Below are 26,619 nucleotides of genomic sequence, written 5' to 3' on the forward strand. Positions count from 1 at the left end.
GCGTTTGCGCTAACCTGCGGGTTCTGAAAAAAAACACAACAGGGCCAAAATGATTCGCGACATGGAGGCTGTGCTCGACTATTGGCACAGTGTCGAATTCTTCAACAGCTACGATCTCGACGACCAGCTCGAGCAGGCACGCGGGCGCCGGCAGAACACGATCTGCGTGCGCGCCGACGCGACGGCGCGCGAAAGCTGGGAAGCCGCGGCCGGGCGAGCGGGGGCGCTGTACCTCGTCCCGTTCGACGTGTCGCTCGCGACACGGTTGATCGAAGCGCATGTCGCCGAGCGCTCGACGGCGCGCAGCGCCATCGAGCGGATTCGCGACGAGGAGATGGCGCCCGAGGGGCTGACGTGCTTCGCGAAACTCGCGATCGGCGCGGGCGGTCGCTCGAGCGGTGACGCGTTGAGCGTGTCCGCGTTGCCGTGGGCGCTTGGACGGCTGCGCGACGGCGAGCTGTCCGACCTCAACGCCGCGGCGTTCGACGCGCATGCGGCCACGCTCAAGAGCGATGTCGACGCGTTGCTCGGCGGCGGCACGATCGTCATCGATTGCGACGTGCTGGCTGCAATGGCTGCACGTCTGCAGGCCTGGGCGGGGCTGGCGCCCAAAGACGGGCTGCTCGCGTGGATGGTGGTCGAGTCTTCCGATCGGAGTCGTCCGACGCGCCAGCTGCGCGATGCGCGCGTGCCGGCCGGCACGGTCGCGCCGAGCGCCGCCGACGAGCCCGCCGCACCATCGGACGCCGATACCGATACCGACGAGGACGATACTGCAGCCGGGCTGCCGATTCTGAACAGCTTCTACGTGCGCGATCTGGCGGACGCGCGCCGGCTACTGCGCGCGCCTGCGCCGCCGCGCGCACTGATCGCGTATCTGGCGACGCACGATGCGGCGAAAACGGATCTCGATGCGTATCCGGCCGGGCAGCGCGAAATCGTCGATGCGCTGCACCCCGCGCACGGCGTCGCGGGACGCTGGCCGTCTCCGCCGGCGCACGTGCAGTCTCTGATGCAGCAGTATTCGCTGAACAAGATGAAGACGTTGGGCGTCGGCGAATTGCTCGCGGTCAACGGGCCGCCCGGCACCGGCAAGACGACGATGCTGCGCGATCTGATCGCGCATCTGGTCGTGGCGCGGGCGAGCGTGCTGGCGGCGTTGCCGGACTGGCGCGCCGGCCTGTCGGGGACGGTCGTCGAGGCGGACGTCGGGACGAAAACGTATCGGGTTCCCGCACTCGCGCCTGCGTTGACGGGCTACGAGATCGTCGTCGCATCGACGAACAATGGAGCGGTCGAGAATCTGTCGCTCGAACTGCCGCAGCGTCGCCATCTCGATCCGGACCTTCGCGAGCGACTGTCTTACTTCGGTCCCGTCGCAACGAAGTATGCCGGCAGCCGGGCAGGGAAGCCCTGGCAGTTGTCCGAGCCGGTGTGGGGGCTCGTCGCCGCGGCACTCGGCAAGCGCGCGAACGGCCGGCGATTCAGCAACGTCTTCAGTCAGTATGCGGCCACGCCTGCCGACAAACCGCAGGACGCGATCCTGTCGAGCAAGGACGTCGATTTTCCGAGCTGGGAGGCCGTGGGCGCGATGACGTACTGGCGCTACCGCAGCCAGTGGCGTGCCGGCGCGGTCGCGCGCGTGCCGTTCGACGTCGCGCAGCAGAATTTCCTGGCCGCACAGCGTACCTTCGACGCCGCGCGCCGCGAACTCGAACGGCTCGACGCGCGGCTCGATGCGATCGAGCAGGCGTGGCCGAAAGTGGTCGCCTGCTGTGCCGACCTCGCGCCGTTCGATCGTTGCATGCTGACATCCCAGCGCGAGACGCTCGATGCTCGTATCGAGCGTCTCGATCGCGAGGCGCTGCAGTTCGAGCGCCAACTCGGTCCGTCGTGGTTGCGGTGGTTGTCGAAATGGCTGCGGCGCGACGCCTACCGCGGCTGGCGCGCCGCCACCGATGCTGCACTCCTGCTGCGCAACGTTCGCGACGACTTGCGCGAAGCCGAGCAGATTCACGCGAAGTACGACGTGCCGCTATGGAACGGCGCCGATCTCGCACGCGGTGCGGAAGTCGAGCGCGCGAGCAGCCAGAAACATGCGTTCTGGCAAGGCGCGGTTATCAACGTATTGAGAAACGAACTCTTCGTTGCGGCGATGGCCTTGCACGAAGCGTTCTTCCTGACCGTCCACGCGGAAAAGCCGGCCTTCGACGAGCTCGTCTACGCCTTGTCCAATCAGCTGTCGCGACCGCCGACGCGCGGCGCAAACACACTGTGGCAATGGTTCTTCATGCTGACGCCCGTCGTGTCGAGCACGTTTGCATCGATTCGGCGGCAATTCGCCGGCGTCGATGCGGAGGGACTCGGCTGGCTCGTGATCGACGAGGCTGGACAGGCCGTGCCGCAGGCCGCGGTGGGCGCGTTGATGCGTGCGCAACGCATCGTCGTCGTCGGCGATCCGCAGCAGATTCCTCCTGTCGTCACGCAGTCCACGCAACTGCTCGCGAACCTCGGCGAGCACTGGCTCGGCGAACTGCGCGCGCGGTATGCGGTCGACCGTCAGTCCGTGCAGACGCTGGCCGATCGCGTCTGCGCGTTCGGCGTCAGGCATCCGACGATGCCGGACCGGTTCATCGGTGTGCCGCTGATCATTCATCGGCGGTGTCACGATCCGATGTTCGATATCGCAAACGCGATCGCTTACGGCGGCCGCATGCTGCACGAGCGGAAGATGCGGACGACTGACGTCTGTTTGCCGGCACCGCATCCCGCGCTCGGCCCGAGCGCCTGGTGGGACGTGCGTGCGGTGGCCGATGCGGAGTCGAAGTACGTGCCGGAGCAGGGCGAGCGCGTGTTCGATGCGCTGGTCCGGCTATTCGTGCAGTCGGCGGACACGACCGACGCGATGCCCGATGCGTTCGTCATCACGCCGTTCCGGCAAGTGAAGCGCGGTCTCGTCGAACGGCTCGGCGATCGCGATCGTTGGACGCGGGCGCTTGCCGGAACGGGAAAGCGCGTGCCGGCCGATCTGACGGACTGGATCCGTAAGTGTGTCGGTACCGTGCATACGTTTCAGGGCAAGGAGAGCGAAATCGTGTTTTTCGTGCTCGGCTGCGATCGACGGCATGAAGGCGCGATGAACTGGGCTTCGGCGGAAGCAAATCTGCTGAACGTTGCCGTCACGCGCGCGAAGTCCTATCTCTACGTGATCGGCGATGCGACGCTCTGGGGAGACAAACCGTACTTCGACGTCGCGCTGAATCGGCTGACGCGCAACGCGCAGCACATCGAGCGTTGCGCGGCGGCCGGTTGATGACGCACTCGCGCGCGTCGAGCGGAGAGACGCGAGCTGCATTGGGCCGCGGCGTGCGCTGCGGCACGCAGCACGGGCTGCCACACCCAACAAAAAAGGCCCTCGCGGGCCTTCGTCAACCGAACTGACGCAGCCTACCGCGTCAGCTCGCTGAACCCGTCCAGCAGCCGCTCGACGTCGGCCGCTTCGATCGCGCCCATCGTCGAGATGCGGAACAGTTCCTTCGACAACCCGCCTTGCCCCGCGTAAATCACGAAGCCGCGCGCCTTCAGCCCGTCGTGCAGCGCTTCATACGCGACGCCTTGCGGCAGCCGGTATGCGCGCAGCACGACCGACGACGCGCTTTCCGGCAGCACGAGCGGCATCCCGCGTGCGGCGAGCCCGGCCTGCGCCTGATCGGCGAGCGCCTTGTAGCGCGCATGACGCGCGCGCCAACCGCCCGCTTCGTCGAATTCGCGCAGCGCCTCGACGAGCGCGTAGTACGCATGCACGGACGGCGTGAACGGCGTGTTGCGCTGATCCTGCAGCTTCGCGAGACGGCCGAGGTCGAGATAGTAGGTGCGGCTCGCGGCGTTCGCGAGCGCGCTGCGGCGCACGATCACGAACGCCGCGCCCGGCACGCCGTGCAGGCACTTGTTGGCAGTCGCGGCGACGGCATCGATGTCGCCGCCCGCAAAATCGATCGCTTCCGCGCCGAAGCTGCTGACGCCGTCGACGAGCAGCTTCACGCCGCGTGCACGACAGACGCCGGCGATCGCGCCGAGATCGTTCAGGCGGCCGGTCGTCGTCTCGTGATGGATCACCGCGACGTGCGAGTAGCCGCCTGCATCGAGCCGCGCGGCGATCTGCGCGAGATCGGGCGCCTGCATCCATTCGTGCTTGAGCACGTCGTGTGCGATCCCGTACTGCGTCGCGATCTGCGTGATGCGTTCACCGTACACGCCGTTCTCGATCACGAGCAGCTTGCCGTCCTTCGGCACGAGCGCGGCGATCATGCTTTCGACGGCGGCCGTGCCCGAACCGGTCATCAGCACGGCAGTCCATTCGGCCGGATCGAGTTCGTATGCGGCGACGAGACGCGCACGCGCCTCGTCCTGCAGATCGAAGAATTCGCTTTCGCGATGGCACAGGTCCGGTTGCAGCAGGCTGCGGCGCACGCGTTCGGTCAGCGTGACCGGGCCAGGGTTCAGCAGCAGCATCAGTGGGCTCCTTCAGGGGCTTCGGTCAGGGCGGCGGCGCCGATGTGGCGCATCAGGCGCGTCTTCACGTCGACCGGCGTGACGGTCGGCCGCGGCAGCCCGTCGGGCACGCCCGTGCGGATCGCGAGCCGCACGAACTGTGCGCCGTCGGTGCGCGGCGCAGCCAGCGCCGCATCGAGCACGTCGAGCGTGTCGCCTTCGACTGCACTCGCATAGCCGCACGCGGCCGCGACGCCTGCGAACGACACATGCTGCGACACGGTTGCCTGGCCGCCGGTCGATTCGTGCGCGCCGTTGTCGAGCAGCACATGCGTGAGGTTCGACGGGCCGTACGTGCCGAGCGTCGCGAACGCACCCATGCGCATCAGCGCGGCGCCGTCGCCGTCGACGGCCACCACGCGCAGATCGGGCCGCGCCAGCGCGAGGCCGAGCGCGAGCGGCGTCACGCAGCCCATCGAGCCGACCATGTAGAGCTGGTTCGGCCGATCGTCGAGCGCGTACAGCTCGCGGCCGCAGAAACCGGTAGAGGCGAGCACGACGGTCGAGTCGACCGGCGTATGCGCGATCACGCGCTGCAGCGCGTCGTGACGCGTCGGCCATGCATCGGGCGACGCCGCACGCGACGACGACCGCGCGGCGACATGCGCGCGCGGCTGCGCGGCCGGATTCGCCTTCAGCTCATACGGCGCGACGCTGCCTTTCTGCATCACGAGTGCGTACGGGCGGCCCGTCGCGTCCATGTGCGCGATCGCGCGGTCGAGCGCCGGACCGACCTGTTCGGGGTCGGTCGGGAACGTCTCCCACGGGATCTCCATCGTGTCGAGCATCGCGGGCGTGATCGGCCCCATCAGCGCGTGCTGCGGCTCGTCGGCGACGCCCGGCTGGCCGCGCCAGGTGACGATCAGCAACTGCGGCAGGCGGAACGTCCACGTGAGCGACGTGAGCGGGCTGACGGCGTTGCCGAGCCCCGAGTTCTGCATCATCGCGATCCCGCGCTTGCCGCCGAGCGTCGCGCCGGCGATCAGCGCAACGGCGTCGCCTTCGTTCGCGGCCGACAGGTAGTGCAGCGTCGGGTCCTGCAGCACGTAGTTGATGAACGGCGTCAGGTACGAGCAGGGCACGCCCGCGTACCAGTCGAAGCCGCGTGCGCGTGCGGCCTCGACGAACTGGGCCGCTTCGATCATTGCGCGCCTCCGTTGCCGGCGCCCGGTTCGGACAGCGGCGTTTGTCCATGCGCGAAGTCGCCCGCGCGGCGGAAGTCTTCGAGATCGTTGACGCCGCGCCAGTGGCCGTGCACGTACTGCACCTCGATTTTCTCGCCGGCGTCGATCAGCGCGTTGAGCAGCGCGGGGATGTCGAGCGTGTCGAAATCGGCGCGTGCCTGCAGCGTCGCGAGCATCGCCTTCAGGCGCTCGACGCCGGCGCCGCGCACGTTCAGCAGCCCGATCCAGCGGCCGTGCGGCGTGCCGGCGGCGGCATCGCTCGACACGCGCTGGAGTAGCACCTTCTGGCCGAACAGCCCGCGGTCGTCGGCGGCCGAGCAGAACGCGAAGTCGCGCACGCTCTGGTTGGTCGGCTCGGTCAGCGACGAATCGACGACAACGCTGAACTCGGCCTCGCTTTCCGCGAGATCGCGCAGGATGTAGCTGCGGAACAGGAGGTCGCCGTACGAGATCACGGTGTCGCCGGTCAGGCGCTCGGCCGCGCAGGCGAGCGATGCGAGCTCGCCCGTTTCGGCGTGGCGTTCGTTGACGACGAGCTTGATGCCCGACGTGTCGATCGCATCGGCGCGATAGCCGCCGACCACCGTGATGTCGTTCACGCCGTGCTTCTTGAAGCCGTCGACGAGCCAGCGCAGCAGCGGCTTGCCGGCAACGGGCAGCATCACCTTCGGCTTGTCCTCGGTGACGGCTTCGAGCCCCTTGCCGCGGCTCGCGGCGAGCACGACCGCCGCGTTCGACGCGCGCGACGACGACGACAGGTAGATGCGCTCGGCGGCCGAGTATTCGTCGGCGTCCTGCAGACGGAAGATCTCGTTGACCGACGCGACGCGATCCTCGACGTTGATCAGCGTTTCGCTCTCGTGGATCTCGCGCGCGACGGCCTGCATCGCCGACGCCGACGCGCGGATCAGATGGTTCGCCCAGATCACGGTGCTGATGCCGGCCTGGCGGAACACGTCGGTCGGCGTGCTGTAGTACTTGGTCGGCACGATCACGAGCGGCGCCTTGCCGCTCCATTCGCGCGCGAACTGCAGGATTTCGTCGGGACGCGACAGCTTGCTGTGGATCAGGATCGCGTCGGCGCCGGCTTCCGCATAGGCGTTCGCGCGGCGCAGCGCCTCGTCCATGCCCCAGCCCGCGATCAGCGCTTCGACGCGCGCGACGATCGAGAAGTCGGGGTCGCTTTGCGAATCCTTGCCGGCCTTGATCTTGCCGCAGAATTCGTCGATCTCGGCGAGCGGCTGGCGCTCGCCGTCGATGAAGCTGTTCGTCTTCGGGAACTGCTTGTCCTCGATGCAGACGCCGGCGATGCCGCGCTGCTCGAGCTTCTTCACGAGGCGGCGCACGTTGTTGAAGTTGCCGTAGCCGGTGTCGCCGTCGAGCAGGATCGGCAGATCGCTCGCGTCGGCCATGAATTCGAGCACGTCGACGACCTGCGTCCAGCTCGCCTCGTTGTTGTCGCGTACGCCGAACTGCGCGGAGATCGCGAGGCCGGACGCCCAGATGCCCTTGAAGCCGGCTTCGCGCACGATGCGTGCGGACAGGCCGTTGTGGGCTTCCATCAGAAATTCGAGCTCGTCGCTGACGAGCATGCGGCGCAGGCGTGCGCTGCGCGATTCGGTGAAGTTGGGTTCGCGTGCATTCATCGTGCGGCTCCCGCAGTGGTGCGTTGAATCAGGGGGAGGACGTCCTGCGCGGCGCGCGCGACGTCGTTCGGGAAATCGATTTCGATCCAGGGCGCGCCCGTGACGTCGGCGACGTCGAACGTGTGGCCGCCTTCGAGCAGCAGGTCGCGCACGGCTTCTTCGTGCGGCATGTTCGCGCGGCCGCTGTCGACGTAGCCCGCGACGATCGCCGCGAGGCGGCGCGCGGTGCCTTCGGTGAAGCGGAAGAAGCCGACCGACTCGCCGATCGTGTCGTAGTCGAGGTCGACCGCGAGCTGCTTGCGCAGCTCGACCGGCACGCCGTTCTTCAGGCACAGCTTGACGGGCTCGTCGCCGGCCTCGAAGTCGCGGTCGATCAACAGGCGGTCGACCGGCTTGTCCGCGTCGGCCACGAGCGCGTGGAGAATGCTGTCGTCGTAGAGCACGTCGGCGTCCATCAGCAGCACGTCGCCGCCGCGCGTCATCGCATCGGCGACGGTATGCACGGTCAGCACGCTGCCCAGATCGTAGCGCTCGTTCAGCACGATCTCGGCGCGGCGGCCGAGGCGCTGCAGTTCCTGCTCGACCTTCTCGGCCTGGAAGCCGAGCCCGAGCACGATTTCGTCGACGCCGACGGCATCGAGCAGGCGCAGATGACGCTCGAGCAGCGACACGTCGTCGAAGCGCAGCAGGCACTTCGGAAACTGCGCTTCGGGCGGTTGTTGCAGGCGCAAGCCGAGGCCTGCCGCAAGAATGATGGCTCGCATGGGTTCTCCAACCAAAAAGCCGGCGGATCGGTGCGTGGACCGGTCAGTCGGCGAGCGGCTGCGGCGCACGGCGCCGCTGCCAGTTTCTTTCACTGAAATGCAGATAGAGCAGGCCGGGCAGGCCGAGCGCGAGTTCGCGCGCGCGTTTCGCGAGCGACAGCGCGAGCGCCGCGTCGGGCGGCAGACCGACGAGCGGCGCGAGGAGCAGGTAGCCGCCTTCCTGTGCGCCGAGCGAGCCGGGGATCGCGAAGGCCGCGCCGCGGATCGCCTGACCGACGCTTTCGAGCAGCAGTGCGTCGAGCCAGCCGACCGGGTGACCGAGGAAGTGCAGCGCGAGCCACACCTCGACGGTGCCGACGATCCAGCCGGCGAGGCTCAAGGCGAAGGTCTGCGCGACCTTCGCGCGATCGCGGTACAGCGCGCCGACCGCATCGTCGATCGCGTCGGCGCGCGTCGCGAGCGACGACCAGTCGCGCGGGCCGAGCAGCTTCGACGCGAGCCGCAGCCCGTGTCCGAACAGCCCGCGCCGCTGTGCCGCATAGAACGCGACCGCGAGGCCGCCGAGCACGCCCGTCGCGATCAGCGCCGGCGTGCGCAGATAGGCGACCGAATCGTGCGTCGCATAGAGGCTGAACGCGGCGATGCCGATCAGCGCGAACGCCATCTGCGCGAGCGCCTGCATCGTCGTGCTGACCGTGATCGCGGCGGCCGAGTCGGCCATGCGCGTGCCGCGCTGCGCGAGATGGCGCACCATCAGCACCGGGCCGCCGATCTGGCCGGCCGGCAGCAGGCTGTTCACCGATTCGCCGACCCAGCGCGCGCGCAGCGCGTTGCCGAGATCGGCGCCCGGCTGGCCGCGGCGGAACATCACCGAAATCGCGCCCGCGTCGATCGCGAGCGGCACCACGTGGAATGCCGCGACGAGCGCGAGCCCCCAGCCGGCCGCGAGCAGCGTCGACGCGACCGCGCCGACGCCCTGCCACGCGAGCAGTGCGATGAACAGCGCCGTCCCGAGGGACAGCAGAATCAGGCCCGCGCGCGTCATGACCCCGTCGAGCGCCGCGGCGCCAGCTGCTTGAAGACCTGACGGAAGCCGAAATACGCGATCGCGTCCTTCATGTTCGAGATGAAGCGCTTCCACGGCCGCATGCCGGGGTTCGTCACGTATTCGAAGGTCAGCGACACGCGAATCTCGTCCTGGCCGAGCGGCGTGATGCGATGGCGCAGCTTGTCGCCGTCGAACAGCACGATGCCGCCGTCGGCAATCTGCACGGAGCCCGGTTCGTCGGGCACGTCCGGATTGCGCGTGTGCAGTTCGTAGTCGAGCCGGCACGACGATTCGTCGATCACGCCGATCAGCAGCGTATAGCGGCGGCCGTCGTAGTACGAGGTGTCGTAGTGCCAGCCGATGTGGTCGCCCGGCTTCGTGTAGTAGTAGAGCGCGTACGCGTGCGGGTCGTCGTCGGGCGACAGCATCAGCTTGTCGCCGGTGATCTGTTCGAGAAAGCCGATCAGCGCCTTCGAGCGGTACAGCTCGGCGATGTACGGCGCCTGCTCGTCGATCGTGTGCCGGCTCACGCTGCCGCCCTGCTTGTGGCCGGGCAGGTAATTGCGGTTCAGGCCGGCCTGCAGCGCGCGGGCGGCGTCGGCGAGTTTCGCGTGCGCCTCGGGCGGCAGGAACGTGTCGAGGTACAGGAACGAGCCCTGGCGCGTGTAGTCGCTGCGCAGGCGCTCGAGGTCGAGGCGGCCGACGCTGGCGGCCACGGTTCGATCGGGGTCGGAGACGGCCGCGCGCGCGGGCGCGGGACGTGCCGGAGCCAGCACGGAATCGTCGCGCGTGCTAGGAGTCATTTGGAAGCCTGGATTTCGGTTGAATTCTGCGGAACGTTGCCGCGCCTGACGATGCGCCACCAGTCGATCACGACCCACGCGGCGAACAGCGGCGCGCCGATCGACGCCGCGAGCAGGAACGGCTCGACGCCGTCGGTCAGCGTGACGAGCGGCAGCAGATACAGCACGTCCTCGGTTTCGAAGCCGCCGACGAACGCCTGCCGCGTGCCGGCCTTGCCGGCGAACGATTCGATGCGCATCCGCAGATAGAAGATCAGCGCGACCGCCGCGCCGGCCGCCGCGCCGAGCAGCACAGGCGACGCGGCCATCCGGCCGCCTTGCGCGACGATCCCGACGCCCATGCTGACGAACAGCGCGATCGTCACGAGCGCGTCGGCGGCGAGGTCGTAAAAATGACCGATCTTGCTCGACTTGCCGCTGATGCGCGCGAGCTCGCCGTCGGTATGGTCGACGAAGTTCGACAGCACGATCAGGAACGCGCCCGCGTTGCTCCAGCCGAAACCGCCTTGCGCCAGGCACCAGGCGCCGGCGAGGCCGATCAGCAGACGGACGGTAGTGAGGTGATTCGGGGTGACCGGCGTGTCGACGAGCGGCCGGACAAGCGAGCGCGCGAGCCGCGCATCCCAGGTGCGCGGCAGGGGTGGCTCGGAGCGTGTTGCGGTTTTTCTGTGGTCCATCGGCGAAATATATACGGATTTGTAATTTGTTGCTTTTTATTCATTCAATGTCCCGACATGTGCGAGTGTTACCGTGTATTGCGCACAACGCGCGCCGCCGGCCGGACCCGCACGGCGCGCGTCCGAAACGTTGACCTGGATCAGACCCGAAAAATGTGCGCCGAGCACAATCGGTCTGCCGCGCGCCTGTCACAGATCGGCCGCCGGATATCCGGCAAATTCGGGAAGGTTGTTTTGCATCCGGCGGATATTTCAGGGCGACGCGGTCTGCGATACTCCGGCCGTGCCTGTGGTGCCGGCCGCCCAACGCGGCCCCAAGGGCTTCACGTCGCTCAGGAGACACCCCCCGCGACGTCAACGACAGACCGAAACGCGTCAGAAATCCCACCCATGACTTCATCACGCATCCTCGCTCCCGCGCTGCGTTCGCTCGTCCGCACTGCCGACCAGGCCGCCGCGCTGATCCGTCCCGGCATGACCGTCGCGATGAGCGGTTTCACCGGCTCGGGCTACCCGAAGGCCGTGCCGGCCGCGCTCGCCGCCCAAATCGAGGCCGCCCATGCGCGCGGCGAAGACTTCCGGATCAACGTGCTGACCGGCGCCTCGACCGCGCCCGAACTCGACGGCGCGCTCGCGCGCACGAACGGCATCTCGATGCGGCTGCCGTACCAGTCCGACCCGACGCTGCGCGACAAGATCAACGGCGGAGAAGTCGACTACCAGGACATCCACCTGAGCCACGTCGCGCAGTACGCATGGTTCGGGCTATTTGGCGAGCTGGACGTCGCGATCGTCGAAGTCGCCGGCATTCGCGAGGACGGACTGCTGATTCCGTCGGCGTCGGTCGGCAACAACAAGACGTGGCTCGAACAGGCGAAGCACGTGATTCTCGAGGTCAACGCACGTCAGCCGCTCGGCCTCGACGGGATGCACGACATCTATTACGGCACCGCGTTGCCGCCGAACCGCAAGCCGATTCCGCTGACGAAAAGCGACGACCGCATCGGCGAGCCGTATCTGCGCTGCCCGGCCGAGAAGATCGTCGCGATCGTCGAGACCGACGCGCCCGACCGCAGCAACGCGTTCTCCGCGCCGGACGACACGTCGAAGCAGATCGCCACGCGCCTGATCGACTTCCTGCGCCACGAAGTGAAGCGCGGGCGTCTGCCCGCGAATCTGCTGCCGCTGCAGTCCGGCGTCGGCAACATCACGAACGCGGTGCTCGCCGAACTGAGCTCGGCCGGCTTCTCCGATCTGACCGCGTACACGGAAGTGATCCAGGACGGCATGCTCGACCTGCTCGCCGACGGCACGCTGCGTTTCGCATCGGCGACCGCGCTATCGTTGAGCCCGCCCGCCGTGCAACGCTTCGCCGACCAGATCGCGATGTTCCGCGAGAAGATCCTGCTGCGGCCGCAGGAGATCAGCAACCATCCGGAGCTCGTGCGCCGGCTCGGCTGCATCGCGATGAACGGCATGATCGAGGCCGACATCTACGGCAACGTGAACTCGACGCACGTGATGGGCACGAAGATCCAGAACGGCATCGGCGGCTCGGGCGACTTCGCGCGCAACGGCTATCTGTCGTGCTTCATGTCGGCGAGCACCGCGAAGGGCGGCGCGATTTCGCGGATCGTGCCGATGGCAAGCCATGTCGACCATACCGAGCACGACGTCGCCGTGGTCGTCACCGAGCAGGGGCTCGCCGATCTGCGCGGGCTCTCGCCGAAGCAGCGCGCACGCAAGATCATCGCGACCTGCGCGCATCCGGATTACCGGCCGATGCTCGAGGACTACTTCGAGCGCGCGTCGCACGAGAGCTTCGGCAAGCACACGCCGCATCTGCTCGCCGAAGCGCTGTCGTGGCACGAGCGCTTCGTGCGTACCGGCACGATGAAGGCCTGATCGCGCCGCACCCGGCGCGCACGCGGCGTCAGTCCATCGCCGCGTGCGCGACGTCGACGTCCGCGCCCTTGCGCGGCGGGCGGATTGGCAGCAGCAACGGAATCATCGGCAGCGTCGCGACGAACATCAGCTTGAAATCGTTGAGGTACGCGATCATCGCGGCCTGCTGGTTGATCGTGCGGTCGAGCAGCGCTATGTCGAGGTCATGGCCTGCACGAGCGCGATACGCTGGTCCGGCTGCTCGGCCGTGTGCGGCACAACCTGATCGACTCCGGCGGCGACCGAGTGCCGTCCCCGACTTCCGCCTGCTAGGCGGCGAGCGCGAGCGCCGCGAGATAGAGCCCGACACCATACGACAGATGCGCGACGAGGCTGCGCCGCCGTGCGACGGCCGGCTGCGGCGTGCGTGATGCCGCGATGCCGAACCCGAGCGCCGGCTGCATCACGAGAAACGGTGCGGCGACGCTGACGAGTCCGGCCGCGAGTGCGGGCGCGAGCGTCGGCGTGTCGACCCAGTGCGGTCCGGCGAGCGCGATCGGCAATCCCGCGAACGCGATGCCGGTCGCGTAATGCGCGGCCCAGCCGAGCGCGCGCTCGCCGCGCAGCGGCGCGGCGGCCGCGATCGACGCGTGCCGGAAGCGTCCGTGCGCCATATGGCCGAGCCAGCGGCCGACCAGCGCGAGATCCAGCGACGGCACGCCGAACACGTGCCGACACAACAGCGCCCACAGATCCATCACCAGCGTCGCACCGACACCGATTGCCGCGATGTGCAGCAGCAGGGCGGGCGCGCTCATCGTGCATCTCGTCCGGATCGAGCGAGGCGGGCGGCGCGGCATCGCGCACGCGTCGGCGCGCAGTTGCGGCGCGCGGCAGGCAGCGGGCAGGCGGGCTTCATCGGTGGTCGGGCTTGTCGTCGTGGATCGCGGCGGCTATCTTGCAACTTCAAGCTCACTTGAGGTCAAGCATGGGACGACTGGATATCGCCGAGGTCGCGCGGCGCACGGGGCTGCCCGCGTCGACGCTGCGTTTTTACGAGGAAAAGGGGCTGATCGAGCCGACCGGGCGCGCCGGCCTACGGCGCCAGTACGACGAGTCGGTGCTCGAGCGGCTCGCATTGATCGCGCTCGGCCGCGAGGCCGGTTTTTCGCTCGACGAGATCGTCGCGATGTTCGGCGCGGACGGCCGCCCCGCGATCGACCGCGAGAAGCTCGAGGAGAAGGCCGATGCGATCGATCGGACGATCCGTCGGCTCGCGGCCGTGCGCGACGCATTGCGCTACGCGGCGTCGTGTCCGGCGCCGAGCCATCTCGAGTGTCCGTCGTTCCGGCAGTTGATGCGCGTCGCCGCGCACCGGCATCCTGCGCATCGCGCGAAGACCGAGCGCGCTTAGTGCGGGTGGGGCGTGTGGGCGTGTGCGGGTCAGCGCGTGTAATACGCGCGGCACTCCATCTCGCGTCCGCGCACGATGCGTTTGCCGACGAGCGCACCGAGCGTTTCGGTGACGACGATGCGCTGATGTTCGCGCTGCAGCGCGTCGTAGAAGTAGAGCGCGACCCAGTTGATCGTGCGGCCCGACGCGCATGCGGGCGCGCCGGACGCACAGAGCGCGGTGAAGTGCCAGCCGCCTTTCGTCATGTGCATCACCGGCGAGCGTACGTCGCTGTCCAGGTGCGCGCGCGTCGATGCGAGTGCCGGCAGCGTGCCGGCTGCCGCCTGACGGCGATACAGACGGTCGACGTACAGCAGCAATTCGACGGGTGGCTCCGCGCCGAGGCCGGCATCGTCGAGGCGGCCCTGCCAGCGGCGGCGGCGCGTGAGCACGTCGTCGAGCGCCGCGCGGATGCCGGCCGCCCGACGCGGGCCGACGCCCGCGATCGTTTCGAGCCGGCCGCTGCGCGCGGCGCTTTCGAGTGCCTCGAGCGTATCGATATGCAACACGTCGTGAATCCGCAGCGCGAGCGAGCGGCCGATGCCGGGCACCGCTTCGAACGCGGACGCGCGTTCCGGATCGCCGCGCAGGCGTTCGAGCTGACGCCAGCGTCCGGTGACGAGCCACTCCGCGATCGCCTGCGCGACGCCCGCGCCGATTTCGGGTATCGCGGCCAGCGCCTCGACGCCGCCCGCGTCGAACAGCGTGCGCGCACCGCCATCGAGCGCATCGACCGCGTCGGCCGCCGCACCATACGCGGCGACGCGGTACGGATTGGCCCCCTGATCGGCGAGCCGCAGCGCCGCCTCGCGCAGGCAAGCCGCGATCTGCCGGTTTTCGTCGTGCGTCGGGTTGCTGCGCGTCGACATCGCGAGTGACCTCGGAAGGCACCAACGGAGGCGGGCGCGCGGCCGCGCGCCCGGTCCTTCGACGATTGTCGCGGTGCGTGTCGAACGGCGATTGACGTGCATCAATGGCAAACGTTGCACGTTGCCGGACGCGCGCCGCGTACGACGATTATGCGTCCAGAAACGCGTGCGCGCCTTCGGCTTCGGCGGCCGTGCGCAGCGCGGCGAGCGCGCGCTTCTCGATCTGGCGCACGCGCTCGCGAGACATCCCGGCATCCTTCGCGATCGCGTCGTAGGTGTCCGGCTCGGTGCCGCCGAGACCGAAGCGCCGGCGCAGCACGTCGGCCTCGGCCGGCGTGACCGAACGCAGCAGCGATCGCACGCATTCGCGCATGCGCGCGCCGGCCAGCTGTTCGAACGGGCTCGCGGATGTTTCGTCCTCGATCAGGTCGACGAGGCCGGTGTCGGCGTCCGGCAGCGGCGTGTCGAGCGAGACCGGCTCGGCCGGCAGCGCGAGAATCGCGCGCAGCTTGTCCTCCGCCAGGCCGGTTTCGGCCGCGAGTTCGGCCGGCGTCGGCTGACGGCCCGTGCGCTGACGGAAGCGCAGCGCTTGCCGCCGCACGCGCTGATGCTGATCGCCGACGTGGACGGGCACGCGGATCGTCCGCGCGCGGTCCGCGACCGCACGTGCGATCGCCTGCCGGATCCACCAGGTCGCATACGTCGAAAACTTGAATCCGCGCCGGTATTCGAACTTCTCGATCGCGCGCATCAGCCCGATGCAGCCGTCCTGCACGAGGTCGGACAGATCGACGCCGCGGTTCAGGTACTTGCGCGCGATCGACAGCACGAGCCGCAGATTTGCCTCGAGCATCGCGCGCGTCGCGTCGCGCACCTTCTGCTGCCCGTCGTTCAGCGCCGCGACCAGTGCGCGGCGCGCAACGGCGTCGAAGCACGCGGCGTCCGCGCCGGCGATCGCGCGCGCCGCGTCGTCGCGCGACGCGGCCGCAAGCGCGCGTACGACGCGGCTTGCGTCGTCGACGGCCGATGTGACCCAGGTCAGCGCGCCGAGCTCGGCCGCGAGACGATCGCGGGCGTCGCGATAGGCGCTCGATCGGCAGCCGTGCGCATGCAGCGCGCGCCGCACGTCGGCGAGGGCATCGCGTACCGCGTCGAAGCGGGCGGCTGCCGGTGCGTCGGCGCTGTCGTTCGCGTCGTCGGCGTCGCCGTCGCTGCGGTCGGGCGCGCTCGCCGCCGTCGTGCCGATGCGCGCCAGCAGCGCGTCGACCGCCGGCGGACAACCGGCGAGCGCATGCAGCATCTGGTGGCGCCCGGTTTCGAGCTCGCGCGCAAGCGCGATTTCGTCTTCGCGCGTGAGCAGCGGCACTGCGTGCATGCGACGCATGTACAGCGCGAGCGGATCGGTCGACGCGCTCGCGCCGCGCGCGAGATCGCCGAGCAGCGCGCGACCCTCTTCGAGCGCGTCGCGATCGACGTCGACCGCGGGCGCGGCCGCGAACGGCGGCGGCGCGGCCGGCTCGTCGAGCACGGTGATCCCGATGTCCGCGAGCGCGGCGCGCACGACATCGAGCGCATCGGGGCTGTCGCTTTCGGGCGGCAGCGCGTCGACGAGATCGGCGTGCGTCAGATAACCCTGCTCGCTGGCCAGCGCGAGCAGCTGGATGATCGGATCGAGGGGCGTGTCCGCCCGGGACGTGGGGCGTGGCGTAGTCATGTCGATGGCGGCGCGGGCCGCGTTCCTTGTGAGGCGGACCGAGGCCCGCCGGTTGGGGGCCGCCGGGTGTTCGCGAACGCCTGTTCGTTCACGCCGGCCGGCCCGACTGTATTCAACGTGAGGGCATTCGCCTGGACTTCAACGTCGGCCCGGCACACGCGCGAGCACGCGCCGTACCCGCGGCGCGCGCTACTGCCGGCGACGGGGCGCAATCCGCGTGCGGCCGCGCCACGCGGGGCGCGCCGCGCGGCGCCGTGAAACAAACAGTAACGGATCATACCCGCGGAAATCTGCAGGGGACGTAAGCTAGAGTCAGGCGCGCCGCCGATGCGGCGCACGAATGGATGCCGGAGTACCCGATGAGTCGCCTTTCCGCCGCAAGGCCGGGCGTCGTCGCGCTGGTCGCGCTGACGCTCGGCGGCTGCTACTACACCAGTCCCTACGGCTATGCGCCGTATTACACGCCGGTGCCGGCCGTGGCATCGCAGCGCGAAGTGCCGGTTGCGCCGGCGGCTTCCGCTGCTGCTGCGCCGCCGCCCGCGTCGTCGTCCGATGCCGCGGGCGCCGCCACGTACGACACCGCTGTCGTGCCGGCACCCGTCTACGTCGCGCCGGCCTACGTGCCGTACCCGTATTACTACCCTGCGTACTATCCGGCCTGGTACGGGCCGCCGGTCGCGATCGGCTTCGGGTTCTGGGGACACTGGGGCGGCGGCCATTGGCGCGGCGGCGGCGGTCACTGGGGCCGCCCGTGGGGCGGCGGACACGGGGGCGGCCATCGGCACTGACGCGCGGCCGCGCCGCGGGAGAGCAACATGAAAAAGACGATTGTCGGCAGCCTGTCCGCCATTGCGTTTGCGCTGGCTGCCGTACCGGGCGTCGCGCATGCGCAGGGCGATGCCTATACGAACGCGCCGGCCGAGCTGTTCGCCGGGCCGGCGCCCGACTATCCGGTCGTCGCGGAGCTGCCGCCCGGCACCGCGCTCGACGTGTTCGGCTGTCTGAGCGACTACACGTGGTGCGACGTCGCGCTGCCGGGCGTCCGCGGATGGATCGACGCGCAACTGCTCGACTATCCGTACCAGGGCAGCTACGTGCCGATGCTCGAGTACGGCGCGATGATCGGCGTGCCGATTACGGGCTTCGCGATCGGCGCGTACTGGGATCGCTATTACCGCAACCGGCCGTGGTATCACGACCGCGATCGCTGGATGCATCGTCCGGAACCGAGGGTCGGCCCGGGCGGCTTCCCGCCCGCGCGCGGGCGCCCCGAGCCAGGCGGGCCCGTGTTGCAGCCGCCGGCGCCCGGCGCGGCGCCGCACGATGCGCGTCCGTCGGCGACGCGCGGCGGCTGGAACGGTGCGGTGCGTGGGCCGGCGCCTGCGCCTGCGCAGCATCAGGCTCCCGCGCAGGGGCTTCCGCCGGTTCTGCGTCCAGCGCCGGCACCCGCGCCTTCACCTGCACCGGCGCCCGCACCGAACATGTCAGGCAACGGCCGCGCACCGGGGTTGCCGCCCGTTCTTCGGCCGCCGGGCGCGCCGGGCGGCGGCGCACCCGCGATGCAGCCGCGTCAGGGCGGCGGTGGCGGTCATCAGCAGGGCGGCGGCGGGAACGCGGGCGGCGGTCGTGGCGGGGGCGGGGACGAGTTCCGTCATTGAGCGCGTGCGGCAGCGTGCGCGAATGGCCGAGGGCGGTGAAAAGCGGGGACGTCGGCGGATTACGTGGACACCGCTTGCTCGCTCGTTGCGGCGCGTCATCCCGAGGCAACATTTAAGCGTGCCTTGGACGGACAACACTCGCTCGCTTCCACAGATCCGAATGCTTCCCCTCCCGTCGGAAAGCGTGTCCTTCGATTGAAGCGGTGACAACAAGCGGTGCCCGGGGCGCCGCTTGCCCGCCCGCACACGGATCGCGCATCCGGCATCGCTGGGAGCCTAAAGCACACGCGACGCTCAAAGATCCCCGCGCACTTCACCGGTTCCCAGCGCATTGCGCTGTCGATTGACTTCCGCCCACAGCGCATCGCTGTCGTCGTTGCGCAGCACGATCATGCAGTCCAGCTGATCGTCGGTCACGCCGAAGTAGTCGAGGATTTCGCGGCGCATCGCATCGATGAACGCCGCGTATTCCGGCGTTGCCTGCGCTTGCGCGTGCAATGCGTCGTATTCCGCATCGTCCGCGCCGCCGCCGTGCTCGTCGATATAGCGCGAGATCCACTCGTCCCGCTCGCGGTCGTAATCGGCCTCGGCGCGCATCGCCTGCACGGCCGTGTAGAAATCCAGTTGCGCAAAAGCCGCGATCGCTGCCGTGGTCGCGTCGTCGAATGTCGTCGTCATGCCATCGATCAAGTGGGTCGTCGACCGTCGATTTTAGCGCGTGCGATCGCTTCGAGACGCTTTAGCGCTGCGGCGCATCGAACAGCTTGTCGAACGGATCGACCTGGGCCATCAGGCCTTCCTCGAGTCCGTCGATGGCATGTTGAAGATCGCTTCCCAGCGCGTCGACCGACGCGTAGCGGTAGGCGTCGTCGGACTGCTTCCAGTTGACGTGTTGGCTCAGAATCGCCTCGTAGGTGTCGCTCTTGAACATCACGATGTTGCCGATCGCTCTGCGCGTGTAGGCGTGATAGCGACCGGGCGATACGTAGCCTGTTCCGACGCGAACGAACAGAACCGCATCGCTTCCCTGATAGGGCGCGCCGCTTGCGTGCAACGAGAAATGCTCGTCCGGCTTGATCGTCGGGAGACCCGGCGCAGACGCATCGACTTCCCTGACGGTGAAGCCATGGTTGCGCAGGACCGTCTCGATGCGGTCGGTGAAGCGCCGGTTCAGCCCCGTATCGCCGAATCGGGCGGTGACCAGATCGTTCAGCAAGGTGGGCGAATGATCGTCGCTCTTGCCGAGTTCGGCGTTGACCGCGCCGGCCGCGGCGCCTGCTGCCAGCGCGCCGACCACGCCCGCACCCGGAAGCGGAATGGGGATGTGAACGGGGCCGGACGGCCCGAACGCGATATACACCGGCTTACCGGGATAGACGACCGTCACGGATTTGACGGCCGCCAGTTGTTCGCGATTGACCTCGGAGGTCGTATCGCTGGCATGGCTCGAGATCGAAATCACGAGCATCAACGCGGCGAAGCGCTGCTTGTTGAATAACATGTGCGTCCAATCTCCGTGCCTGTTCGTTGGCTGAAGGTTATGAGACGCACGCGTTAACGGATCGTCCGCGAAAAGCTTGAGCGCGTGCCGGCGGACGACGTGCGGGGGGCGCAGAAGCCTGTCGACGCCGAGCCGATCTTCACGGTGCTGCGACGGCGTTCCCTTGCTATCGGCGACGACGCAAAAAAGCCGCTCCGTGGAGCGGCTTCGCAGACCCGCGGGCAGACGCCCGCGAGCCGGCATCAGTCGTCGAGCAGCGAGAGGTCGCGCACGGCGCCCTTGTCGGCCGACATCACGAGCTTCGCGTACGCCTTCAGCGCCGCGGACACCTTGCGCGGCCGCGGCTTCGCCGGCTTCCAGCCCTTTGCGTTCTGCTCCTCGCGACGGCGCGCCAGTTCCTCGTCCGACACCAGCACGTCGATCGTGCGGTTCGGGATGTCGATGCGGATCTTGTCGCCGTCGCGCACGAGACCGATCGCGCCGCCGGCCGCCGCTTCGGGCGAGCAGTGGCCGATCGACAGACCGGACGTGCCACCCGAGAAGCGGCCGTCCGTCAGCAGCGCGCACGCCTTGCCGAGACCCTTCGACTTGATGTAGCTGGTCGGGTACAGCATTTCCTGCATCCCCGGGCCGCCCTTCGGGCCTTCGTAGCGGACGATCACGACGTCGCCGGCCTTCACCTTGTCGTTCAGGATGTGCTCGACCGCTTCGTCCTGCGATTCGGTCACGTGCGCGGTGCCTTCGAAGACGAGGATGCTCTCGTCGACGCCGGCCGTCTTCACCACGCAGCCGTCGAGCGCGATGTTGCCGGTCAGCACCGCGAGCCCGCCTTCCTTCGAGAACGCGTGCTCGTACGAGCGGATGCAACCTTCGGCGCGATCGAGGTCGAGGCTCGGCCAGCGCGTGTCCTGGCTGAACGCGACCTGCGTCGGGATGCCGGCCGGGCCGGCCAGATAGAACTTGCGGACCGCCTCGTCCTGCGTACGGACGATGTCCCACTGATCGAGCGCGTCCTTCAGCGTCGGTGCGTGCACGGTCGGCACGTCGGTGTGCAGCTTGCCGGCGCGATCGAGTTCGCCGAGGATCGCCATGATCCCGCCGGCGCGATGCACGTCTTCGATGTGGTACTTGTTCGTGTTCGGTGCGACCTTGCAAAGCTGCGGAACGACGCGCGACAGGCGATCGATGTCCTTCATCGTGAACGCGATCCCTGCTTCCTGCGCGACCGCGAGCAGGTGCAGGATCGTGTTGGTCGAGCCGCCCATCGCGATGTCGAGCGTCATCGCGTTCTCGAACGCCTTGAAGCCGACCGAGCGCGGCAGCACGCGCTCGTCGTCCTGCTCGTAGTACTGGCGCGTCAGTTCGACGATGCGGCGGCCGGCGCGCTTGAACAGCTGTTCGCGATCGGCGTGCGTCGCGACGACCGTGCCGTTGCCCGGCAGCGACAGGCCGAGTGCTTCGGTCAGGCAGTTCATCGAGTTCGCGGTGAACATCCCCGAGCACGAGCCGCAGGTCGGGCAGGCGGAGCGTTCGACTTCGGCGACGTCGGCATCGGAGTAGGACTGGTCGGCTGCGATCACCATCGCGTCGACGAGGTCGAGCTTCTTCAGCTCGACGGTCTTCGTGACGGGGTTCGCGAGGCGCGTCTTGCCGGCCTCCATCGGGCCGCCCGACACGAAGATCACCGGAATGTTCAGGCGCATCGCGGCCATCAGCATGCCCGGCGTGATCTTGTCGCAGTTCGAGATGCAGACCATCGCGTCCGCGCAGTGCGCGTTGACCATGTATTCGACCGAGTCGGCGATGATGTCGCGGCTCGGCAGCGAATAGAGCATCCCGTCGTGACCCATCGCGATGCCGTCGTCGACGGCGATCGTGTTGAATTCCTTCGCGACGCCGCCGGCGGCTTCGATCTCGCGCGCGACGAGCTGGCCGAGATCCTTCAGGTGCACGTGCCCGGGCACGAACTGCGTGAACGAGTTGACGACGGCGATGATCGGTTTCTGGAAATCGTCGTCTTTCATGCCGGTGGCGCGCCACAGCGAGCGCGCGCCCGCCATGTTGCGGCCGGCGGTGGAGGTTTTGGAACGGTATGTGGGCATTGTGGTTGCTGAAGAAAGATCGCGGAAAAGGGTGGGGGCACGGGATTGAGGCCCCTCGCGCGCCCGTGCGAACAACCTCTTGAGCTGCGCCCTGGGCAAACCCGGCGATTATCCCACAGGCGCCGCGCGGGTGGGGGCGGCGGCCCGCGCCAGCCCGCCCGCGCCGCCGCCAGCCGCCAGCCGTTCAGTCGAGCAGCGCGACGATTTCGTCGTACAGCGCGCGCGGGATGCGCACGCCGTTCGCGATGCTGCGTGCGCGCGCATCGAAGCGCCGCTGCGACGGCAGCCGCGCACCCTGCGCGACGATCGAGTCGAACATCCGCTCGCCGCGCGCGAGGCCGGCGTCGAGATCGTCGCCGAGGAACACCTTCGGATCGAACGCGATCACGAGCTCGCCATGGCACGGCGTCGCGCCGACGCCTTCGTCGAAGTCCATCGATTCGCGGCTCGTCAGGTCGCCGATCAACGCGCCGCCGAGCAGCTCGACCATCGCCGCGAGCGCCGATCCCTTGTGGCCGCCGAACGTGCGCATCGCGCCCTGCAGCGCGGCTCGCGGATCGGTGGTCGGCCGGCCTTGCGCGTCGATCGCCCATTCGGGCGGGATCGGCTTGCCTTGCTTCGCGTGCAGCTCGATGTCGCCGCGCGCGATCGCACTGGTCGCGAAATCGAACACGAACGGCATGCCGCTCGGCCGCGGCCACGCGAACGCGATCGGGTTCGTGCCGAATACCGGCTCCTTGCCGCCTTCCGGCGCGACCCAGCTGTGACTCGGATTCATCGCGATGCCGACGAGCCCTTCCGCCGCGATGGCCTCGACCTCAGGCCAGAGCGCGGAGAAGTGATAGCAGCGGTTGATCACCATCGCGGCGATCCCGTGCTGCTTCGTCATCTGGACGAGCACGGGCAGGCCCGTCTCGAAGCTCAGCAGCGAGAAGCCGCGATGGGCGTCGACGGCGACGATCGACGACGAGAGCCGCCGCAGCGTCGGCACCGCCTGCGGATCGACCTTGCCCTTGCGCAGCGAGCGCACGCAGACGAGCAGCCGGTAGACGCCGTGCGAGTGGCACTCGTCGCGCTGGCCTTGCGTGATGACGTTCGCGATCGCGCGCGCATGCGCGTCCGACAGCCCGTGATGCGTGAGCACGCGCAGCGCGAGCGCGTGCACTTCATCGAGCGACAGGACGACGGCGTCGATCGGCTCAGCCATTGCGCGCCTCGCGCGGCATCGGCACGCCATCGATGCGTTGCGGCACGTTCAGCGGATTCGCATCGCGGATCGCGTCGGGCAGCAGCGCGTCCGGCACGTCCTGGTACGAGACGGGGCGCAGAAAGCGCTCGATCGCGCGTGCGCCGACCGACGTCGTGCGCGTGTCGGACGTCGCCGGGAACGGACCGCCGTGCACCATCGCGTGCCCGACTTCGACGCCGGTGCCGAAACCGTTGACGAGTATGCGCCCGGCCTTGCGCTCGAGCGTCGCGCGCAGCGCGGCGAACAGCGGCGCGTCGCCGTCGGCGAGGTGCGCGGCGATCGTCAGCTGGCCTTCGAGCGACTTGAGCACGCGATGCAGCGTTTCGGCGTCCGGGCAGCGGACGATCAGCGACGCGGGGCCGAACACCTCGTCGCGCAGCGCGCGGTGTGCCATGAACGCGTCGGCCGACGTGGCGAACAATGCGGCGCGCGCCTGATGACGGCCGCCTTCGGCGCCTTGCGCGAGCGATTCGACCGCTTCGTGGTCGCTCAGCGCGGCGACGCCGCGCGCGTAGCTCGCGTGGATGTGCGGCGTCAGCATCGTCTGCGCGGCGGCCGCGCGAACGGCGCTCGCGGCGGCCGCTTCGAATGCCCGCAGCGCGGGGCCGTCGACCGCGAGCACGAGGCCCGGATTTGTGCAGAACTGACCGGCGCCGAGCGTCAGCGACGCGACGAACTGCTGCGCGATCGCATCGTGTCGCGCATCGAGCGCGGCCGGCAACAGCAGCACCGGATTGATCGAGCTCATTTCCGCGTAGACGGGGATCGGCTCGTGGCGCGCGGCCGCGATATGCATCAGCGCGACGCCGCCGCCGCGCGAGCCGGTGAAGCCGACGGCCTTGATGCGCGGATCGGCGACGAGCGCCTGACCGATTTCGCGCGACGCGTCGAACAGCAGCGAGAACACGCCGGCCGGCAGACCGCATTCCTGCACGGCTTGCTGGATCGCACGGCCGACCAGTTCCGACGTGCCGGGGTGCGCGGAGTGCGCCTTGACGATGACGGGGCAGCCGGCGGCCAGCGCCGATGCGGTATCGCCGCCGGCGACCGAAAACGCGAGCGGGAAGTTCGACGCGCCGAAGACTGCAACCGGCCCGATCGCGACATTGCGCAGGCGCAGATCGACGCGCGGCAGCGGCTTGCGATCGGGGCGCGCGGGATCGATGCGCGCGTCGAGAAAGCCGCCGTCGCGCACGAGCGACGCGAACAGCGCAAGCTGGCCGACCGTGCGGCCGCGTTCGCCCTCGACGCGTGCGCGCGGCAGCCCCGATTCGGCGACGCAGCGTTCGATCAGTGCATCGCCGAGCGCCATGATGTTGCGGCCGATCGCGTCGAGAAACGCGGCGCGCGCGTCGAGGCTCGTTTCGCGATAGAGGTCGAAGGCGTCGTCGGCGAGCGCGCAGGCCGTCTCGAGGTCCTGCAGGCTTGCGCCGCCGAACGCCGGTTCGAGCGGTTCGCCCGTTGCGGCGGCGATCGCGTGGAAGGTGCCGTTCTGTCCGGCGACGGCCGACCGGCCGATCAACAGCTGACCTGTGAGTTGCATGGTTCTCCTCGGAAAAATGCAGGGCCGGGCGCGATCGCCCGGCCGGCGGATGATGGGAAAGGCGCGCGCGTCAGCCTTCGTCGTCCTCGAGCTGCAGCTTCTCGGAACGGACGCCCGTATGCGCTCCCCAGTAGTAGATGACGAGCGCGACCGCGGCGACGACGACCGTGTCGTACGGATGCGCAAGCTGGCCGGTACCGCCGAAGCCGCCGAAATACGACAGCACGATCATGGCCGCGTAGAACGCGATCAGCCACGCAGACGAGCGCACCTGTTCGGCGAGGCTCAGATGCGCGGTGGGCACCCAGCGGCGGCACGCGAGATAGATCGCGAACATCGCGATCTGCAGGCCGAGCAGCCAGGACACCGTGTGCCAGCCCGACCAGTAGACGATCAGCGCGGCGATCACGAACGACGCCGGGCCGGTGATCGCGAACGCGCTCGCGCGGAACGGCCGCGGCAGATCGGGCGCCGTGCGGCGCAGCGCGGCGACCGACACCGGCGCGACCGCGTAGCTGAGCACGAGCGCCGCCGACACGATGTTGATCAGCGCTTCCCACGACGGGAACGGCATCGTCCAGAAGATCGAGAGGCCGAACGTGAGCCACAGGCCCGCGCGCGGAATGCCCGACGCCTCGTCGACGCGCGTGAAGACCTTGAAGAACGTGCCCGTCTTCGCCCAGCCGTACACGACGCGCGGCGTCGCGTTCATGTAGATGTTGCCGCAGCCGCTCGGCGAGATCATCGCGTCGGCGACGACCATCACCGCGAGCCAGCCGACGCCGAGAGCGAGCGCGATGTCGCGGTACGGCAGCGAAAAGGCCTTGCTGACGTCGTGCCAGCCGGCGGCGAGCATGTCGGTCGGAATGCTGCCGATGAACGCGAGCTGCAGCAGCACGTAGATCAGCGTCGACAGCAGGATCGAGAGGATCAGCGCGATCGGAATCGTGCGCTGCGGATTGCGCACTTCGCTCGCGACCGACACGATCGGCGTGAGGCCGAGATACGCGAAGATGATGCCGCCGGCGGACACGGCCATTTCGATGCCCGGCATGCCGAACGGCGCGAAGCCGTGCACGGTAAGGTTGGCGGGCTTGAAGAACGTGAACAGCACCGCGATCACCGCCAGCGGCACGATGAACTTGAAGATGCTGATGATGTTGTTCGCCTTCGCGAACGTCTTCACGCTCGAGTAGTTCAGATAAAAGAAGAAGCAGAGCAGGGCCGCCTGCACGAGCCAGCCGAGCGTCGTCGGATCGCTCGACCCTTCGACGGTGAGCCCCGGAAACCATGCGGCCGCATATTGCCGCGCGGCTACCACCTCGATCGCGATCAGGCTCGAGAACGCGATCAGCGTGATGAAGCCCATCAGATAGCCGAGCAGCGGGCCGTGCGAGAACACCGGATAGCGCACGACGCCGCCCGCGCGCGGCAGCGCGGCGCCGAGCTCGCAGTAGACGATGCCGAGCAGCAGCACCGCGAAGCCGCCGAGCAGCCACGAGAAGATGCCGGCCGGGCCGGCGATCGTCGACACGTGGCTCGCGGCGAACAGCCAGCCGGAACCGAAGATGGCGCCGAGACCGATGAAGGTCAGGTCGGTGAGCGACAGCTGTTTCTTGAATTTGCCGTGGCCCGCGTCGGGGTGCGCGGAACCGGAAAGCGGGACGGACGATTGAGCGTTGCCTTGGCCTGGCATGGGCGTGTCTCCTATGGGAATGTCGGCACAGGCTTCGTGTGCGCCGCGCTCCGACGGAGCAGCGGCGCACGCCTGCCGGTCGGCGTAATCCGGTTCGAGCGACCGGACGGCCCGCGGGCATTCGTGCAGCGCCGGCAGGCGCCGATACGAACGTCCCGCGGGCCTGGCCGGACCGAAGACGACGGCGCGAAGGGGGGAAGACCTGCATGCCGCCGTCGGGGGAACGGAAACCAGTATCGCCGCGCAAACCACTATCGCGCTTGAGCGGTTTACCGGA

The 26,619-nt window shown here is 68.8% G+C and carries 21 protein-coding genes and 1 pseudogene; 5 read left to right on the forward strand and 17 right to left on the reverse strand.

All coding sequences use genetic code 11. The features are described 5' to 3' along the window. Positions 1-61 precede the first annotated feature (61 nt). Positions 62-3,313, forward strand: a complete 3,252-nt coding sequence (locus NP80_RS07070) for a DEAD/DEAH box helicase (protein ID WP_006410899.1) — start codon at positions 62-64, stop codon at positions 3,311-3,313. Between the two features lie 134 nt (positions 3,314-3,447). Here NP80_RS07070 and NP80_RS07075 read toward each other — a convergent pair whose 3' ends face one another. The 7 genes from NP80_RS07075 to NP80_RS07105 are packed head-to-tail and all read right to left on the reverse strand — an operon-like array spanning position 3,448 to position 10,673. Continuing rightward, positions 3,448-4,512, reverse strand: coding sequence for a 2-aminoethylphosphonate aminotransferase (locus NP80_RS07075; RefSeq protein ID WP_006403808.1), 1,065 nt, complete (start codon positions 4,510-4,512; stop codon positions 3,448-3,450). Next, positions 4,512-5,696, reverse strand: coding sequence for a phosphonopyruvate decarboxylase (gene aepY, locus NP80_RS07080; RefSeq protein WP_006403807.1), 1,185 nt, complete (start codon positions 5,694-5,696; stop codon positions 4,512-4,514). The genes NP80_RS07075 and aepY overlap by 1 nt, the downstream gene beginning before the upstream one ends. Beyond that, positions 5,693-7,381 carry a phosphoenolpyruvate mutase gene (gene aepX, locus NP80_RS07085; protein ID WP_006403806.1) on the reverse strand — a complete coding sequence of 563 codons (1,689 nt, stop codon included), beginning with the start codon at positions 7,379-7,381 and terminating at the stop codon, positions 5,693-5,695. The genes aepY and aepX overlap by 4 nt, the downstream gene beginning before the upstream one ends. Further along, positions 7,378-8,145, reverse strand: coding sequence for a phosphocholine cytidylyltransferase family protein (locus NP80_RS07090; protein ID WP_006403805.1), 768 nt, complete (start codon positions 8,143-8,145; stop codon positions 7,378-7,380). The genes aepX and NP80_RS07090 overlap by 4 nt, the downstream gene beginning before the upstream one ends. A gap of 43 nt (positions 8,146-8,188) precedes the next feature. Beyond that, complete coding sequence (locus NP80_RS07095; RefSeq protein ID WP_006403804.1) at positions 8,189-9,190, reverse strand: HpnL family protein; 1,002 nt, start codon at positions 9,188-9,190, stop codon at positions 8,189-8,191. Continuing rightward, positions 9,187-9,996, reverse strand: a complete 810-nt coding sequence (locus NP80_RS07100; RefSeq protein WP_035487792.1) for a HalD/BesD family halogenase — start codon at positions 9,994-9,996, stop codon at positions 9,187-9,189. Before NP80_RS07100 ends, NP80_RS07095 begins: the two co-directional genes overlap by 4 nt. Next, positions 9,993-10,673 carry a CDP-alcohol phosphatidyltransferase family protein gene (locus NP80_RS07105; RefSeq protein WP_006399835.1) on the reverse strand — a complete coding sequence of 227 codons (681 nt, stop codon included), beginning with the start codon at positions 10,671-10,673 and terminating at the stop codon, positions 9,993-9,995. Before NP80_RS07105 ends, NP80_RS07100 begins: the two co-directional genes overlap by 4 nt. A 390-nt stretch (positions 10,674-11,063) precedes the next feature. Between NP80_RS07105 and NP80_RS07110 the strand changes: the two genes are divergently transcribed. Next, entirely contained in the window at positions 11,064-12,578 is a 1,515-nt protein-coding gene (locus NP80_RS07110) for a succinyl-CoA:acetate CoA-transferase ScpC (protein WP_006410897.1), read from the forward strand. Positions 12,579-12,606: 28 nt separating this feature from the next. On the opposite strand, the pseudogene NP80_RS07115 reads toward NP80_RS07110, so the two are convergent. Both NP80_RS07115 and NP80_RS07120 read right to left on the reverse strand, forming a co-directional pair. Further along, a pseudogene (locus NP80_RS07115) lies at positions 12,607-12,810 on the reverse strand (EmrB/QacA family drug resistance transporter); the annotation flags it as partial. Between the two features lie 76 nt (positions 12,811-12,886). Next, positions 12,887-13,375, reverse strand: a complete 489-nt coding sequence (locus tag NP80_RS07120) for a DUF2938 domain-containing protein (protein WP_006410895.1) — start codon at positions 13,373-13,375, stop codon at positions 12,887-12,889. A gap of 170 nt (positions 13,376-13,545) precedes the next feature. Between NP80_RS07120 and NP80_RS07125 the strand changes: the two genes are divergently transcribed. Next, entirely contained in the window at positions 13,546-13,971 is a 426-nt protein-coding gene (locus tag NP80_RS07125) for a helix-turn-helix domain-containing protein (RefSeq protein ID WP_006410905.1), read from the forward strand. Between the two features lie 29 nt (positions 13,972-14,000). Here the strand turns inward: NP80_RS07125 and NP80_RS07130 are convergent, their stop codons facing one another. Both NP80_RS07130 and NP80_RS07135 read right to left on the reverse strand, forming a co-directional pair. Continuing rightward, positions 14,001-14,879 (reverse strand): helix-hairpin-helix domain-containing protein, encoded by an 879-nt coding sequence (locus tag NP80_RS07130; protein WP_006410900.1) that lies wholly within the window; start codon positions 14,877-14,879, stop codon positions 14,001-14,003. 148 nt (positions 14,880-15,027) lie between these two features. Next, entirely contained in the window at positions 15,028-16,593 is a 1,566-nt protein-coding gene (locus NP80_RS07135; protein ID WP_006410903.1) for a sigma-70 family RNA polymerase sigma factor, read from the reverse strand. A 359-nt stretch (positions 16,594-16,952) separates the two neighbouring features. On the opposite strand from NP80_RS07135, the gene NP80_RS07140 reads away from it, so the two are divergent. Further along, positions 16,953-17,381: a hypothetical protein gene (locus NP80_RS07140; protein WP_172488732.1), complete on the forward strand. Its 429-nt coding sequence runs from the start codon at positions 16,953-16,955 to the stop codon at positions 17,379-17,381. 27 nt (positions 17,382-17,408) lie between these two features. Beyond that, the gene (locus NP80_RS07145) at positions 17,409-18,251 is read left to right on the forward strand and encodes an SH3 domain-containing protein (RefSeq protein WP_045593293.1); all 843 of its coding nucleotides are present in this window, start codon (positions 17,409-17,411) and stop codon (positions 18,249-18,251) included. A gap of 294 nt (positions 18,252-18,545) precedes the next feature. Here NP80_RS07145 and NP80_RS07150 read toward each other — a convergent pair whose 3' ends face one another. The 6 genes from NP80_RS07150 to NP80_RS07175 form a co-directional block, all read right to left on the reverse strand. Beyond that, positions 18,546-18,929 carry a hypothetical protein gene (locus tag NP80_RS07150; RefSeq protein WP_006399852.1) on the reverse strand — a complete coding sequence of 128 codons (384 nt, stop codon included), beginning with the start codon at positions 18,927-18,929 and terminating at the stop codon, positions 18,546-18,548. Positions 18,930-18,990: 61 nt separating this feature from the next. Further along, complete coding sequence (locus NP80_RS07155) at positions 18,991-19,752, reverse strand: hypothetical protein (RefSeq protein ID WP_006410833.1); 762 nt, start codon at positions 19,750-19,752, stop codon at positions 18,991-18,993. A gap of 242 nt (positions 19,753-19,994) precedes the next feature. After that, positions 19,995-21,854 (reverse strand): dihydroxy-acid dehydratase, encoded by a 1,860-nt coding sequence (gene ilvD / locus NP80_RS07160; RefSeq protein ID WP_035487788.1) that lies wholly within the window; start codon positions 21,852-21,854, stop codon positions 19,995-19,997. A 184-nt stretch (positions 21,855-22,038) separates the two neighbouring features. Further along, a complete protein-coding gene (locus tag NP80_RS07165) occupies positions 22,039-23,061 on the reverse strand; it encodes an Ldh family oxidoreductase (protein ID WP_035948190.1) in 1,023 nt (340 codons plus the stop codon). Further along, the gene (locus NP80_RS07170) at positions 23,054-24,646 is read right to left on the reverse strand and encodes an aldehyde dehydrogenase (NADP(+)) (protein ID WP_006411785.1); all 1,593 of its coding nucleotides are present in this window, start codon (positions 24,644-24,646) and stop codon (positions 23,054-23,056) included. Before NP80_RS07170 ends, NP80_RS07165 begins: the two co-directional genes overlap by 8 nt. Before the next feature lie 70 nt (positions 24,647-24,716). Further along, the gene (locus NP80_RS07175) at positions 24,717-26,342 is read right to left on the reverse strand and encodes an APC family permease (protein ID WP_006411781.1); all 1,626 of its coding nucleotides are present in this window, start codon (positions 26,340-26,342) and stop codon (positions 24,717-24,719) included. Positions 26,343-26,619: the final 277 nt, after the last annotated feature.

The organism is Burkholderia multivorans ATCC BAA-247, assembly GCF_000959525.1.
Lineage (GTDB): Bacteria > Pseudomonadota > Gammaproteobacteria > Burkholderiales > Burkholderiaceae > Burkholderia > Burkholderia multivorans.

Coding starts and splice junctions, on each gene's coding strand:
- NP80_RS07070 (WP_006410899.1), top strand. CDS start 62: ATGGAGGCTGTGCTCGACTATTGGCACAGTGTCGAATTCTTCAACAGC.
- NP80_RS07075 (WP_006403808.1), bottom strand. CDS start 4,512: ATGCTGCTGCTGAACCCTGGCCCGGTCACGCTGACCGAACGCGTGCGC.
- aepY (WP_006403807.1), bottom strand. CDS start 5,696: ATGATCGAAGCGGCCCAGTTCGTCGAGGCCGCACGCGCACGCGGCTTC.
- aepX (WP_006403806.1), bottom strand. CDS start 7,381: ATGAATGCACGCGAACCCAACTTCACCGAATCGCGCAGCGCACGCCTG.
- NP80_RS07090 (WP_006403805.1), bottom strand. CDS start 8,145: ATGCGAGCCATCATTCTTGCGGCAGGCCTCGGCTTGCGCCTGCAACAA.
- NP80_RS07095 (WP_006403804.1), bottom strand. CDS start 9,190: ATGACGCGCGCGGGCCTGATTCTGCTGTCCCTCGGGACGGCGCTGTTC.
- NP80_RS07100 (WP_035487792.1), bottom strand. CDS start 9,996: ATGACTCCTAGCACGCGCGACGATTCCGTGCTGGCTCCGGCACGTCCC.
- NP80_RS07105 (WP_006399835.1), bottom strand. CDS start 10,673: ATGGACCACAGAAAAACCGCAACACGCTCCGAGCCACCCCTGCCGCGC.
- NP80_RS07110 (WP_006410897.1), top strand. CDS start 11,064: ATGACTTCATCACGCATCCTCGCTCCCGCGCTGCGTTCGCTCGTCCGC.
- NP80_RS07120 (WP_006410895.1), bottom strand. CDS start 13,375: ATGAGCGCGCCCGCCCTGCTGCTGCACATCGCGGCAATCGGTGTCGGT.
- NP80_RS07125 (WP_006410905.1), top strand. CDS start 13,546: ATGGGACGACTGGATATCGCCGAGGTCGCGCGGCGCACGGGGCTGCCC.
- NP80_RS07130 (WP_006410900.1), bottom strand. CDS start 14,879: ATGTCGACGCGCAGCAACCCGACGCACGACGAAAACCGGCAGATCGCG.
- NP80_RS07135 (WP_006410903.1), bottom strand. CDS start 16,593: ATGACTACGCCACGCCCCACGTCCCGGGCGGACACGCCCCTCGATCCG.
- NP80_RS07140 (WP_172488732.1), top strand. CDS start 16,953: ATGAGTCGCCTTTCCGCCGCAAGGCCGGGCGTCGTCGCGCTGGTCGCG.
- NP80_RS07145 (WP_045593293.1), top strand. CDS start 17,409: ATGAAAAAGACGATTGTCGGCAGCCTGTCCGCCATTGCGTTTGCGCTG.
- NP80_RS07150 (WP_006399852.1), bottom strand. CDS start 18,929: ATGACGACGACATTCGACGACGCGACCACGGCAGCGATCGCGGCTTTT.
- NP80_RS07155 (WP_006410833.1), bottom strand. CDS start 19,752: ATGTTATTCAACAAGCAGCGCTTCGCCGCGTTGATGCTCGTGATTTCG.
- ilvD (WP_035487788.1), bottom strand. CDS start 21,854: ATGCCCACATACCGTTCCAAAACCTCCACCGCCGGCCGCAACATGGCG.
- NP80_RS07165 (WP_035948190.1), bottom strand. CDS start 23,061: ATGGCTGAGCCGATCGACGCCGTCGTCCTGTCGCTCGATGAAGTGCAC.
- NP80_RS07170 (WP_006411785.1), bottom strand. CDS start 24,646: ATGCAACTCACAGGTCAGCTGTTGATCGGCCGGTCGGCCGTCGCCGGA.
- NP80_RS07175 (WP_006411781.1), bottom strand. CDS start 26,342: ATGCCAGGCCAAGGCAACGCTCAATCGTCCGTCCCGCTTTCCGGTTCC.